Source organism: Cellulomonas fimi ATCC 484, from assembly GCF_000212695.1.
GTDB classification, from domain to species: Bacteria; Actinomycetota; Actinomycetes; order Actinomycetales; family Cellulomonadaceae; genus Cellulomonas; species Cellulomonas fimi.
This window is the reverse complement of sequence record NC_015514.1, coordinates 3,172,926-3,186,205: the sequence shown is the minus strand read 5'-3', so window position 1 is coordinate 3,186,205 and position 13,280 is coordinate 3,172,926. Positions and strand designations below refer to the sequence as shown.

Annotated in this window: 10 protein-coding genes; 2 read left to right on the top strand and 8 right to left on the bottom strand. The window is 76.2% G+C overall.

Annotation, left to right across the window (positions count from 1 at the left end; genetic code table 11):
* Positions 1-4 precede the first annotated feature (4 nt).
* Positions 5-1,465: an NAD(P)H-quinone dehydrogenase gene (locus CELF_RS14390; RefSeq protein WP_041553551.1), complete on the top strand. Its 1,461-nt coding sequence runs from the start codon at positions 5-7 to the stop codon at positions 1,463-1,465.
* A gap of 64 nt (positions 1,466-1,529) precedes the next feature.
* Here CELF_RS14390 and CELF_RS14385 read toward each other — a convergent pair whose 3' ends face one another.
* From CELF_RS14385 to CELF_RS14355, 7 genes are all read right to left on the bottom strand, one after another.
* Entirely contained in the window at positions 1,530-3,527 is a 1,998-nt protein-coding gene (locus tag CELF_RS14385; protein WP_157457165.1) for an endonuclease/exonuclease/phosphatase family protein, read from the bottom strand.
* A 53-nt stretch (positions 3,528-3,580) separates the two neighbouring features.
* On the bottom strand, positions 3,581-4,972 hold the full coding sequence (efeB, locus tag CELF_RS14380; RefSeq protein ID WP_013771998.1) for an iron uptake transporter deferrochelatase/peroxidase subunit: 1,392 nt from the start codon (positions 4,970-4,972) through the stop codon (positions 3,581-3,583).
* A gap of 7 nt (positions 4,973-4,979) precedes the next feature.
* Positions 4,980-6,182: an iron uptake system protein EfeO gene (gene efeO / locus CELF_RS14375; protein WP_013771997.1), complete on the bottom strand. Its 1,203-nt coding sequence runs from the start codon at positions 6,180-6,182 to the stop codon at positions 4,980-4,982.
* 82 nt (positions 6,183-6,264) lie between these two features.
* Complete coding sequence (gene efeU, locus CELF_RS14370; protein ID WP_013771996.1) at positions 6,265-7,146, bottom strand: iron uptake transporter permease EfeU; 882 nt, start codon at positions 7,144-7,146, stop codon at positions 6,265-6,267.
* 157 nt (positions 7,147-7,303) lie between these two features.
* Positions 7,304-7,852 carry an NUDIX domain-containing protein gene (locus CELF_RS14365; protein WP_013771995.1) on the bottom strand — a complete coding sequence of 183 codons (549 nt, stop codon included), beginning with the start codon at positions 7,850-7,852 and terminating at the stop codon, positions 7,304-7,306.
* An 18-nt stretch (positions 7,853-7,870) separates the two neighbouring features.
* Positions 7,871-9,691 (bottom strand): acetyl/propionyl/methylcrotonyl-CoA carboxylase subunit alpha, encoded by a 1,821-nt coding sequence (locus tag CELF_RS14360; protein ID WP_041553550.1) that lies wholly within the window; start codon positions 9,689-9,691, stop codon positions 7,871-7,873.
* Between the two features lie 175 nt (positions 9,692-9,866).
* Positions 9,867-10,544, bottom strand: coding sequence for a Maf family protein (locus CELF_RS14355; protein ID WP_013771993.1), 678 nt, complete (start codon positions 10,542-10,544; stop codon positions 9,867-9,869).
* A 147-nt stretch (positions 10,545-10,691) separates the two neighbouring features.
* On the opposite strand from CELF_RS14355, the gene CELF_RS14350 reads away from it, so the two are divergent.
* Positions 10,692-11,441: a vitamin K epoxide reductase family protein gene (locus tag CELF_RS14350; RefSeq protein ID WP_013771992.1), complete on the top strand. Its 750-nt coding sequence runs from the start codon at positions 10,692-10,694 to the stop codon at positions 11,439-11,441.
* Between the two features lie 69 nt (positions 11,442-11,510).
* Here CELF_RS14350 and CELF_RS14345 read toward each other — a convergent pair whose 3' ends face one another.
* Positions 11,511-13,235 carry a DUF885 domain-containing protein gene (locus CELF_RS14345; RefSeq protein ID WP_013771991.1) on the bottom strand — a complete coding sequence of 575 codons (1,725 nt, stop codon included), beginning with the start codon at positions 13,233-13,235 and terminating at the stop codon, positions 11,511-11,513.
* Between the last annotated feature and the right edge of the window lie 45 nt (positions 13,236-13,280).

The following is a 13,280-nucleotide window of genomic DNA, read 5'->3' as shown; positions in this document are numbered from 1 at the left end:
CCCCGTGAGCACCGCACCGCTGGCATCCGACCGTCCCGCCTCGCCCCGTGTCGTCGTCGTGGGCGGTGGCCCCGGCGGGTACGAGGCGGCTCTCGTCGCCCGGCGCCTGGGCGCCGACGTCACCGTCGTCGAGCGCGCGGGGCTCGGCGGTGCCGCCGTGCTCACCGACGTCGTGCCGTCCAAGACGCTCATCGCGACCGCCGAGTGGATGACGATCGCCGACCGTGCGCCCGAGCTGGGCATCCGGCTCGACGGCGTCGCCCCTCCCGGGGCCGTCGCGCCCGGGGGTGTCGGTTCGCTCGCGCGGCACAGCATCGACCTGGCCGCCGTGAACGCGCGCGTCAAGGCGCTCGCCGCCGCGCAGTCCGCCGACATCCGTGGCCGGCTGGACCGCGAGGGCGTGCGCACCGTGCTCGGCCACGCGCGGCTCGACGGTCCCTCGCGCGTCGAGGTCACGACCGCCGACGGCGGGCAGGAGACGCTCGACGCCGACGTCGTGCTCGTCGCGACGGGCGCGACCCCGCGCGTGCTGCCCGAGGCCGTTCCCGACGGCGAGCGGATCCTGACCTGGACCCAGCTCTACGACCTGCAGGAGCTCCCGGAGAAGCTCGTCGTCGTCGGGTCCGGCGTCACGGGCGCGGAGTTCGCGGGCGCGTACACGTCGCTGGGGGCCGACGTCACGCTCGTGTCGTCGCGCGAGCGCGTGCTGCCCGGCGAGGACGCCGACGCGGCGCAGCTCCTCGAGGACGTGTTCAAGGCGCGCGGCATGACCGTCCTGTCGCGCTCGCGGGCCGCGGGCGCGCGGCGCGTGGGCGACCGCGTCGAGGTCACGCTCGCCGACGGGCGCGTGCTCGACGCGTCGCACGTGCTGTTCGCGGTCGGGTCCGTGCCGACGACGGCAGGGCTCGGGCTCGAGGAGGCCGGCGTGCGGCTTACGGCCAGCGGGCACGTCGAGGTCGACAAGGTGTCGCGCACGAGCGTGCGCGGCGTCTACGCGGCGGGCGACGTGACGGGGGTGCTCCCGCTCGCGTCGGTCGCGGCGACGCAGGGGCGCATCGCGATGTCCCACGCGCTCGGCGACGCCGTGAAGCCGCTGTCGCTGCGCGGGGTGTCCGCCAACATCTTCACGGCGCCCGAGATCGCGACCGTCGGCGCCTCCGAGGCGCTCCTGCGGTCCGAGGGCGTCGACTACTCCGTCAGCACGCTGCCGCTCGCGCGCAACCCGCGCGCCAAGATGCTGGGCGTCCACGACGGGTTCGTGAAGGTGTTCGCGGGCGTCGGCACGGGCACCGTCCTCGGCGCCGTCGTGGTGGGCCCGCGGGCGAGCGAGTCGATCTTCCCGCTGACGCTCGCCGTGACGCACCGGCTCACGGTCGACCAGGTCGCCGACGCCTCGACGGTCTACCCGTCGATGTCCGGCACGATCGCCGAGGTCGCCCGGATGCTGCACCGCGCGGTCGACTGACGCGGGCGCCCGTCCGCGGACGTCGTGGGGGCCGGTGCGTGCACGGCCGGCCGACGCGCTCGCGTCAGCCGGCGTCCGGGCGCCAGCGTGCGGTCACCGGCAGGTGGTCGGACAGCGTCGACGTGCCGACCGTCGCCTCGGTGAACGTCCCGCGCTGCCCGAGGACCCAGTCGATGCGCTGCTCGGGGTCCGTGCTCGGGTGGGTCGTGGCGTCCGCGTCGCCGGCGGCGTCGACCGCGCTCACCCAGCCCGCGCCCGTCAGGAGGTCCAGCTCGGGGGAGCCCGGCGTCGCGTTGAGGTCGCCCGCGAGCAGCGCGGGGCCGTCGACGCGCTCGGCCGCGAGCAGCGCGTCCAGCTGCGCCAGGCGCGTCGGGGTCGCGGACTCGCGGTGCTGCAGGTGCACGGACGTGACACGGACGGTGCCGCCGTCGGCCGTCGTGAGGGTCGCGGACAGCGCGGACCGCTCCTGCGGACCCTGCCCGTAGGGCAGCGGGTGCACGGCCACGTCGGTCAGCCCCGAGCGGGCGAGGACCGCGTTGCCGAACTGCCGGTCGGCCGCCGGCGCGAAGCGCACCGTCATGCCGAGCCGGTGCGCGAGCCACGTCGCCATGTCGCTGCCACCGCCGAAGACCCAGCCGCGCTGCACCTCCTGCAGCGTCACGACGTCGGGGTCCTGCTCCTCGATGGTGCGGGCGACGGCCTCGAGGTCGACCGCCGTCAGCGGGCTCACGCCGTAGTGCAGGTTCCAGTCGACGACCGTGAGCGTGCCGTCGTCGGCCGCCGCCGCGGGAACCTGGGGGCCCGTGGTGCTCCAGCCGCGCCCGCCGACGAGCACGCCCACGACGGCCACGACGACCGCGGGCACGAGCAGCCACCGGACGGGGTTGACGCGCGCCGGGACGGGCTCGCGGTCGACCGGCGGCGCCTCGACGACCGCGGCGGCCGGCACGGGCGGGGTCCGGCGGCGCAGCCCCGCGAGCGCGAGCACCACCGCCGCGGCGACGACGACCCACGCGTTGTCCACCGGCAGCGGCACGTCGTAGTCGAGCATGTAGAGCAGCAGCGTCAGGACGAGCCCGAGCCCGGCGCCCGCCGTCGACAGGGCGGTGCGGGGGATCCCGGGCGGCGCGGGGCGGCGGGTGCTGAGGACGGTCGCGAGGACCACCCCGGCGCAGACCTGCGCGACGGCGAGCGCCGCGAGCGCGACCGGGCCCGTCGCGAGCAGCGCCGTCGCGACGCCGAGCACGAGCACCACCGCGGCGGCGACCCGCACGGCCGCGGGCCACACGTCGGGGCGCAGGAGCGGCCACGCGCCCAGCACCGCCGACCCCACGAGCACGAGCCCAGCGGCGTCGAGCGGCACGTCGGCCTGGCTCGCGGCGAACGCCGGGTTCGCGAGCAGCATCGCCGCGACGGCGAGGTACGGGCCGAGGGCCCACAGCCGACGCGGCCGCCCGGCCGGCTCGGGGGACGCGTGCACGTCGAGGAGCCCGCGCCGCGCGGCGAACGGAGCGGCGGCCACCACGAGAGCCACGACCCACCCGGCGGCCGACGACCGCCACACGGCGTCCCACGTGCCGAGCAGGAGCTGCAGGGCGACGGACAGCGCGCCGCCCACGACCAGACCGGTCGCGGCCTGCCGCGGACCGCCCGGGCGACCCGCGACGTGCCCCACGGCGAGCGTCAGCAGCGCGACCGCGACCGCGACCGTGACCAGGCCGACGACGTCGAGCGCGAGCCCGTCGAGCGCCTGCAGGGCCACGCGGAGCGCGGCGAGCACGCCCGCGCCGACGAGCAGCGTGCGGCCGTCCGGGAGCCCCGCGCGCCGTCGCAGGACGGTCAGCAGGCCCGCCGTGACAAGGCCCGCGCCCGCGTACGTCACGACGGCCGCCCCGCCCGCCGCGACGGTGCCGACCGCGAACCAGCGGTCGAGGAACGGTCCGCTCGCCCGGACCGCCTCGAGCCCGGCGAGCGTCAGCGCGGCCACGAGCCACACGCGCGTCGCGGTCCCGGCGTCCGGCGGGGTGGTGGGCGGGGGGCCGGGACGGGCGGTGGTGCTCACGCGCGGCACGCTACCGCGCCCGCAGCGGTGCCGGGCGCCGACCGTGCGAGCCGTCAGGCGAACAGGTCCTGGCCGACGAACGGGCTGTCGTCCGTGGTCGCCGGGGTGCCGTCGGCACCGAGCACGAGCGCGCCGTCCGGAACACCCCGCGGCACGGCGAACAGCCCCGAGCCGGTGTGCTCGAGGTACTCCATCAGCCCGTCCTGCGCGGACAGCCTCGACTGCATCGGGATGAAGTGCGTGCGCGGGTCCCGCACGAACGCGAGGAAGAACAGCCCCGCGTCGAGGCGGCCGAGCGCGTCGTTGCCGTCCGTGAAGTTGTAGCCACGCCGCAGCATCCGCACGCCGTCGTTCTGGTCGGGGTGCGCGAGCCGCACGTGGCTGTTCGCCGCGATGAGCGGTGCTCCGCCGCGTCCCGTCGCCGTGAAGTCCGGCTCGGAGTGCTCGGTGCCGCCCGACAGCGGGGCGCCCTCGCCCTTGGTCCGGCCGACGAGGGTCTCCTGCTCGCGCAGCGACGTGCGGTCCCACGTCTCGATGGTCATGCGGATGCGCCGCGCGACGAGGTACGTGCCGCCCGTGAGCCACGCGGAGTCGACCCCGTCGGCGGCGTCGGCGTCGGCCGCGTCGGCGGGGACCCACACGTGCGCCGCGAGCGCGTCCTCCTCCTCGGCCTTGACGTTCGCGGTCCCGTCCTTGAAGCCGAACAGGTTGCGCGGCGTGCGCTGCGCCGTCGTCGTGGACGACGTCCGGCCGTACCCGAGCTGCGTCCAGCGGATCGTCGCCGCGCCGAACGCCGCCCGGGACAGGTTCCGGATCGCGTGCACCGCCACCTGCGGGTCGTCCGCGCACGCCTGCACCACGAGGTCGCCGTCGCTGCGGGCGGGGTCGAGGTCGTCGGCCGAGAAGTGCGGCAGGACGACGAGGCCGCCGGGCAGGCGGTCCGCGAGACCGAACCGGTCCGTGCCGGGCGTGCCGTCCGGTCCGGGGGTGCCGACGAACAGCGAGCGGCCGAACCCGAAGGTCAGCGTGAGCCCGGCGGGCGGCAGGTCGGCCGCCTCGCCGGTGTCGTCGGGCGGCGCGTCGTACGGCCCGGACGCGGGGCCCAGCGGGCCGGCGGGCAGGCCCTGCGTGAGCCGGGCCGCGATCGTCGTCCAGCGGCGCAGCAGCGCGACGAGCTCCTCGCGGGAGTCCGTCGTGACGTCGAACGCCGCGAGGTAGAGGCGGTCCTGCGCGGGTGTGACGACGCCGGCCTGGTGCGCACCCGTGAACGCGAACGTGCCGGGCTGCGGTGCGGCCGACGGGGCCGCCGCGGCCGCGGTCCCGCGCGCGGCGCCGAAGCCCGCGGCGGCGGCGACCGCCGCGATCCCGCCGCCGAGGCCCAGCAGCGCGCGGCGCGACAGACCCGTCTCGGGGGCCTGGTGCGTCGCGTCGTCCGGCGTCGTCATCGCGGCCTCAGGCGCCCGTGACCGTGCTGGTCAGGCGCGACAGCGGCTCGGAGAGCGCGTCGACCGCGCCGGCGAGCTCGCGCACCTGCTCGTCGGTCAGGGTGTCGTACGACGGGAAGCCTGCCTCGACCGACCCCTGCGCGGAGAGCAGGTCCTGCAGCTCCTCGAACCGCTCGTCGAGGAGGTCGGCGAGCTCCGGGTCGCGGTCCTGCACGACGTCCGCGAGCACCTCGTAGGCCACGCGCGCGCCGTCGACGTTCGCCTGGAAGTCCCACAGGTCCGTGTGCGACCAGATCTCCTCCTCGCCCGTGACCTTGCCCGTCGCGACCTCGTCGAGCAGCTCCTTCGCGCCGTTGGCGATCTGGAACGCCTCGAACGTGAACGCCGGGTCGGTGACCTGCTCCTGCAGGCGGGCGGTGTTCGCGACGATGTCGTCGGCGGCCGCGCGGCGCTGCTCGGGCGTCAGCGGCGTGTAGACGACGCCGCCGTTCGCCTCGGGCGCGGGCTGCCACAGGTCCTTCTCGACGAGGTGCCAGCCGGTCCAGGTGGCCCCCTCCTCGACGTCGGCCTCGCGCAGGTCGAGCAGCGGGTCCAGGTCGCCGAAGGACTCCGCGACGGGCTCCACACGCTCCCAGTGCACGCGCGTCGCGGCGTACAGGTCACGCGCGGTCGCGTCGTCGCCCGCGGCGTAGGCGTCGGCGAACTGCTGCGTGCCGGCGACGAGCGCGCCGACCTGGTCCTTGACGTACGCGACGTACGACGCCTCGCCCTGTGCGAGCAGCTCGGCGTCGTCGCCCGTCGGGCCGACGTCGGTGCCGGAGTCCGTGACGACGAACTCGGCGCGGATGCCGTCGCCGACCATCCCCGGCTTGCACGCGGTCCAGTAGGTGCCGGGCCGCGCCTGCACGACGAGGTCGCGGCTCAGGCCCGGGCCGATGTTCTCCACCTCGGACACGACGCGCAGGCCGTCCTCGCCGAGCAGGTAGAACTCGGTGACGTCGTCGCCGCCGTTGGTCACGGTGAACGTGAGCGTGCCCGACGGTGCCTGCGCGGCGGAGACGTCGCACGCGTCGGCGGTCGAGGTGACCGTGATCGCGCCCGCGCCGGTGGTGGCGTCGTCGGCCGGCGGGTCGTTCGGGACGCACGCGGCGGCGAGGGGCAGGACGAGGGCGGCGGCGGCGGCGAGCGCGGCGGTCGGCCGGTGGGACATGGGTCTCCTCGTGGGGGCTCGCCGCGCGGTGCGGCGGTGGGTGCGGGGGCCGCGGCTGGGCAGCGGCGTGGTGGCGGGTGGGTCAGCCGGCCGCGGGGGCGGGCGCCGCGGCCGGTGCGGGTGCCGCGGCGGGCGGGGCGGGCGGGCGGGCGGGGCCGCCCCACGTCGTCCGCACGAACAGCACGAGCGTGGGCACGGCGAACGCGAGCCACGCCGCCGCCTCGAGCCAGGTGGTCGCGGGGGAGAAGTTGAGGACGCCCTTGAGCAGGGTCCCGTACCAGCTGCTCGGCGGGACGGCGGCGGAGACGTCGAACGCGAGGTCGTGCAGGCCGGGCAGGATGCGGGCCTCCTGCAGGTCGTGCACGCCGTACGACAGGACGCCCGCGGCGACGAGCACGAGGAACAGGCCGGTCCAGGCGAAGAACCGGCGCAGGTCGACGTGGACGGCGCCCCGGTAGAGGGCCCAGCCGAGCAGCACGGCGGTGAGCAGGCCGAGCACGGCGCCGAGCAGCGGGGTCGCGTCGCCCGCGCCGCCGCGCGTGGCCTGCGCACCGGCCCACAGGAACAGCGCGGTCTCGAGCCCCTCGCGCCCGACGGCGAGCAGCGCCATCACGACGACGGCCCGGCGGCCCGCGGCGACGGCGTCGTCGAGGCGGTGCTGCAGGTCGGACTTGAGGTGGCGCGCGGTGCGGGCCATCCAGAAGATCATCCAGGTGATGAGGCCGACGGCGACGATCGACAGCGTGCCTCCGATCGCCTCCTGCGCCTCGAACGACAGCCCCTGCGGGCCGAACGTCAGCAGCGCGCCGAACGCGAGCGACGCGGCGACCGCGGCGCCGACCCCGGCCCAGAGCGCGGGCAGCAGGTGGCGGCGCTCGGTGCGCACGAGGTAGGCGACGAGGATGCTCACGACGAGCGCGGCCTCGAGGCCCTCGCGCAGGCCGATGAGGTAGTTGGCGACCATGGGCTCTTCCGTCGGGATCGAGAAGGTGAGCCTTACCTCACCGGGGCGCGACGATACTCCCGCCCACGGTTCCCGCGCGACGGTGTCCCACCGCCCCGGGCTGTGAGCCCGCTCACCCGACGCTCACCCCCGGGGCGCAGCCCTGGGGGGAGTCGGCTCAGCGGCCGGACCGGCGCAGGCGGTCCAGCAGGTCCGGCCACGCGTCGGCGAACGCGGGCAGCAGGGGCAGAGCCACGACGTCCCCGACGGGCACCCAGCGTACCTCGACGCTCTCGGCGTCCGTCGCCGACGGCGTCACGGGCTCGTGCTCGTCGGCGAGCACCGTGGTGTACGACCAGTCGGGGTGGACCAGCTCGACGGTGCCGAGCACGCGCACGTGCCCGGGGTCGATCCCCGCCTCCTCGGCGGCCTCCCGGAGCGCGCCGTCCTCGGGCGCCTCCTCCGGGGCGAGCGCGCCGCCCGGGACCCCCCAGGTGCCGCCCTGGTCGCTCCACGGCGCGCGGTGCTGCAGCACGACGGCCACGGGCTCGCCCGCGGCGTCCCGGCGGGCCAGCAGCAGCCCGGCCGCGCCGAGGCGTCCCCAGTGCCGGCGGCCGCACGCGCACTGCACCCAGCCGTCGCCCGCGGTCCGGTGGTGCGCCGCGCCGGGCGGGATCCCGGCCGGACCGGACGCGGGCAGGACCGTGCCCGCGTCCTCGGCGGGCACGGCGTCCTGCACGGGCCGTCAGCCGACGATCTCGCAGATGGCCGTGCCCGCGCTCACGCTCGACCCGACGCCCGCCGCGAGGCCTGTGACGGTGCCGGCGCGGTGCGCGACGAGCGGCTGCTCCATCTTCATCGCCTCGAGCACGACGACGAGGTCGCCCTCGGCGACCTGGGCGCCCTCGGCGACCGCGACCTTGACGATCGTGCCCTGCATGGGCGACGCGAGCGTCGTGCCGTTGCTGCCGCCGCCCGCCTTCGCGGCGGAGCGCCGCACGGGGCGGCGCGGCCCGGCCGGTCCGGACGCGCCCGCGCGGCCCGTCGGGCGTCCGCCCCCGCCGGGTCCGCGGCCCAGCGCGAGCGCCGCGGGCAGCACGACCTCGAGCCGCTTGCCGCCGACCTCGACGACCACGCGCTCGAGCGCCGGCGCGTCCTCGTCCTCGTCGGCAGGTGCGGCGGGCGTCGCGCCGAGCGCGCCGAGCCGGTCCGCGAACTCGGTCTCGATCCAGCGGGTGTGCACCGAGAACGGCTGGGCCGGGTCCGCGGGCGCGAACTCCGGGGCGTCGAGCACCGCACGGTGGAACGGCACGACGGTCGGGATGCCGACGACCTCGATCTCGGCGAGCGCGCGCCGCGCCCGCTCGACGGCCTGCGTGCGGGTCGCGCCGGTGACGACGAGCTTGGCGATCATCGAGTCGTAGAGGCCGGAGACGCTGTCGCCCTCGACCACGCCCGAGTCGACCCGCACGCCCGGCCCCGACGGGAAGCGCAGCGTCGTGATCCGGCCCGGGGCGGGCAGGAAGCCGCGGGCCGGGTCCTCGCCGTTGATCCGGAACTCGAGCGAGTGGCCGCGTGTCTCGACGTGGTCGTACCCGAGCGGCTCGCCCGCCGCGACGCGCAGCTGCTCGCGCACCAGGTCGATGCCGCTGATCTCCTCCGTGACGGGGTGCTCGACCTGCAGACGCGTGTTGACCTCGAGGAACGACACCGTGCCGTCGGCGCCGACGAGGAACTCGCACGTCCCCGCGCCGACGTAGCCCGCCTCGCGCAGGATCGCGACGCTCGACTCCACGAGCTGCGTGCGCTGCGCGTCGGTGAGGAACGGCGCGGGCGCCTCCTCGACGAGCTTCTGGTGCCGGCGCTGCAGGGAGCAGTCGCGCGTCGACACGACGACGACCGTGCCGTGCTGGTCGGCCAGGCACTGCGTCTCGACGTGCCGCGGCTTGTCCAGGTACCGCTCGACGAAGCACTCGCCGCGGCCGAAGGCGGCCACGGCCTCGCGCACCGCCGACTCGTAGGCCTCGTCGATCTCGTCGGCGGACCGCACGACCTTCAGGCCGCGGCCGCCACCGCCGAAGGCCGCCTTGATCGCGACGGGCAGGCCGTGCTCGGCGACGAACGCGTGGATCTCGTCGACGCCCGCGACCGGGTCGGCCGTGCCGGGCACGAGGGGGGCGCCGGCGCGCTGCGCGATGTGCCGGGCGCTGACCTTGTCTCCGAGCGACTCGATCGCCGACGGCGGCGGTCCGATCCACACGAGGCCCGCCTCGATGACGGCGCGCGCGAAGTCGGCGTTCTCGGCGAGGAACCCGTACCCGGGGTGCACGGCGTCGGCGCCCGAGCGGCGGGCCACGTCGAGCAGCTTGTCGACCACGAGGTACGTCTCGGCCGCGCGGGCGCCGCCGAGCGCGAACGCCTCGTCGGCGACGCGCACGTGCAGGGCCTCGCGGTCGGGGTCGGAGTAGACGGCCACGGACCCGATCCGGGCGTCTCGGCAGGCGCGGGCGATGCGGACGGCGATCTCACCGCGGTTCGCGATGAGGACCTTGGAGATCACGGGCACGGTCCACCGTAACGTGCGGCACCCGGCCGCTCGGGGTCCGTCCGCGGCGCCCGCGCAAGATTGGGGAACCGCCCAACGGCCGCGCCCGGGTTCTTGTAGGGATCCGACGACGCGGGTCGCGTCAGGGGGGTCGTGCGCGCCGCCGGTTGTCCGGTCGGCACAACCGCGGGTGCCGTCAGGCGGTGCGCCACAGGCTCGGGATGCTCACGCCGATCTCGCCGAGAAGCTCGCGCAGCAGGGGCAGCGACACCCCCACGACGCCGTGGTGGTCGCCCTCGATGCGCTCGACGAAGGGTCCGCCGAGCCCGTCGACCGTGAACGAGCCCGCCACCGCGAGCGGCTCGCCGGTCGCCACGTACGCCGCGACCTCCTCGTCGGAGAGGTCCGCGAAGTGCACGACCGTCGAGGACGTGGCGCCCAGGGTCCCGCGGGTGCCCACGCCGCCCTCGTCGGGCGTCGCGCGCTCGTCGACGACCCAGTGCCCCGTGTGCAGCACGCCCGTACGGCCCCGCATCGCGTGCCAGCGCCGCACCGCGTCCCCGGCGTCGGCCGGGCGGCCCAGCACCTCGCCGTCGAGCTCCAGCATCGAGTCGCACCCCAGCAGCACCAGGTCGTCCGCGTCGGCGAGCTCCTCGGGCGTGCCGGCCGCGATCGCGCGCGCGACGTCCTCGACCTTGGCCTGCGCGAGCACGAGGACCGCGTCGGCGGGCTCGAGGGTGCCGAAGCGCTCGGCTGCGGCCGCGAGGACGGCCGGCTCGTCGACGGACGACACGACGACGAGCGGGTCGATGCCGGCGGACGCGAGGGTCGCGCGGCGGGCGGGGGACGCGGAGGCGAGGAGCAGGCGGGTCACGACGCGCGAGCCTAGCCGCGGCGGTCCGCGCGGGCCCGACCGGGACCGAGGTCGGGTCCGGACGTACAGCACGGCGGGGCACAATGGCAGGCACCTGTGGCACGAGCGGCGACGCGGCGGTCTCGTGCCGACACCCGAGGAGGCCCAGTGAACGAGGCGACCAGCCCCACGGCGCGCGGCGGGGACGGACCGCGCGACGCCGTCGGGACCGTCGACGGCGCGGCGCACGACGAGCTCGAGGGCGACGGCTGGGAGGACGACCTCCTGGACGACGCCGTCGACGAGGACCCCGACCTGCTGCGCCCCGCCCCCGCGGCGTGGCGGCGGCGCACCGCGATCGAGATGGCCGTCTCGGGCGCGATCGGGCTCTACACGTCGTTCGTCCTGTCGATCGAGGCGGTCATCCTGGCGGGCGACGCGGACGCGAAGCTTGGCTGCAGCCTCAACGCGGTGATCAACTGCGCGACCGTGGCGAAGACGTGGCAGGCGTCGCTGTTCGGCTTCCCCAACGCCTTCCTCGGCATCGCCGCGGAGGCCGTCGTCCTGACGATGGCGGTCGCGCTCATCGGCGGCGTGGTGTTCCCGCGCTGGTACATGCGCGCGGCGGAGGTCGTCTACACCGCGGGCCTGCTGTTCGCGTGGTGGCTGTTCTACGAGGCGTACACCGACATCAAGGCGCTGTGCCCGTGGTGCCTGCTCATCACCGTGACGACGACGTTGGTGTGGGCCGGCCTGACGCGCATCAACGTGCGCGACGGGCACCTCACGCTGCCCGGCAGGTGGGGGCCTGCGGCCCGCAGGTTCGTCGCGGCGGGCAACGACTGGTTCGTGACGGTCGCGGTGCTGGTCGCGCTCGCCGCCGTCGTGTTCTTCGGCTACGGCTGGTCGCTGCTCTGACGCCGAACGGACGGCGACGACGCGAGGGGCGGGCACCGACCGGGTGCCCGCCCCTCGCGCGTCACGGCGTCACGCCGTCGCGAACACCTGCTTGAGGACGTCGAGCGGCAGCGCACCCAGGTCGAGCGCGGACGCGTGGAACGCGCGCAGGTCGAAGCCCTCGCCGCGCGTGCGGGCGGTGCCCGCCGCCTCGTCGCGCGTCTGCTCCCACAGCCGCTGGCCGACCTTGTACGAGGGCGCCTGGCCCGGCCAGCCCAGGTAGCGCATCCACTCGAAGCGGACCGACGACTCGGGCATGTTGACGTTCGCGCGCAGGAGCTCCCAGCCCTTGTCGGCGTCCCACGTGCCGCCGCCCCACTCGGCGGGCGCGGGCAGCCCCAGGTGCACCCCGATGTCGAAGACGACGCGTGCAGCGCGCAGGCGCTGGCTGTCGAGCATCCCGAACCGGTCGCCCGGGTCGTCGAGGAAGCCCAGGTCGGCCATGAGCCGCTCGGCGTACAGCGCCCAGCCCTCGCCGAACCCGGAGGTCCAGCACGCGAGGCGGCGCCAGCGGTTGAGGGTGTCGCGCGCGGCGACGGCCTGGCCGATCTGCAGGTGGTGGCCCGGGACGCCCTCGTGGTAGACGGTCGTCTTCTCGCGCCACGTCCCGAACGTCGTCACGTCCGCGGGCACCGACCACCACATGCGGCCGGGGCGGGAGAAGTCGTCGCTCGGGCCGGTGTAGTAGATGCCGCCCGTCTGCGTGGGCGCGATGCGGCACTCCAGGGTGCGCAGCGCCTCGGGGATCGTGAAGTGGACCCCGTCGAGCGCGTCGATCGCGGCGTCCGACGTCTCCTGCATCCACGCGCGCAGCGCCTCGGTGCCGTGCAGCTGGCGCGCCGGGTCCGCGTCGAGGGCGGCGACCGCCTGCTCGACGCTCGCGCCCGGCCCGGCGATCTGCTCGGCGACGGCCTGCTGCTCGGCGACGACGCGGGCGAGCTCCTCGACGCCCCAGCGGTACGTCTCCTCGAGGTCGACGGCAGCACCGAGGAACGCGCGCGAGAACAGCGCGTACCGGTCGCGCCCGACCGCGTCCTCCTGGGGCGCGCGCGGGGCGAGCTCGTCGCGCAGGAACGTCGCGAGCGTCCCGTACGCCTCGCGGGCGGCGACCGCGCCGCGCTCCAGCTCGGCACGCACGAGCGCGCACGCGGACGACTCGTCGAGCGCGGCGTCCACGTCCGCACCCGCGACGAACGACGTGAAGAACGACGTCTGCGGGTCGGCGAGCTCGAGCGCCTGGCGCACGGCCTCCTCGACCTGCCGGACCGCCGCGACGTCGCCGCGGGACGCCGCGAGCCGCAGCGACTCGACGTACCCGTCGACCGCGCCCGGCAGGGCGTTGAGGCGCGCGGCGACGTTCTCCCAGTCCTCGACCGAGGACGTCGCCATGATGTCGAACACGTCGCGCAGGCCCTGCACGGGCGAGGCGATGTTGTTGAGGTCGCGCAGGTGCTCCCCGGCGTCGTGCAGCTCGAGCTCGAGGCCGAGACGCTCGCGCATCGCGGCCAGCGTCACCTCGTCGACCGCGTCGACCGGCGCGAGGCCGTCGAGCGCGACGAGCGTCGAACGCGCGAGGTCCGCGCGCGCGTCGTGGCCCGCGGGGGACAGGTCGGTCATCTCGTGCTCGTGGCCGGGCAGGCCCATGGCCGTCGCGTCGAGCGGGTTCAGCGTCGCGGCGGCGTCGACGTGGGCCTCCGCGACCGCGTCGATGGGGGTGGGCTGGCGGGGACCGCTGGGGTGGGGCGTCGTCGTCACCCGGACGACCCTACTCGCGGGTACGTCGGGTTCCGGCGGTTCGGG

Excerpts from the sequence above, each read along its gene's own strand:
- efeU (WP_013771996.1), bottom strand. The coding sequence starts at position 7,146 with ATGGTCGCCAACTACCTCATCGGCCTGCGCGAGGGCCTCGAGGCCGCG.
- efeB (WP_013771998.1), bottom strand. The coding sequence starts at position 4,972 with ATGACGACGCCGGACGACGCGACGCACCAGGCCCCCGAGACGGGTCTG.
- efeO (WP_013771997.1), bottom strand. The coding sequence starts at position 6,182 with ATGTCCCACCGGCCGACCGCCGCGCTCGCCGCCGCCGCCGCCCTCGTC.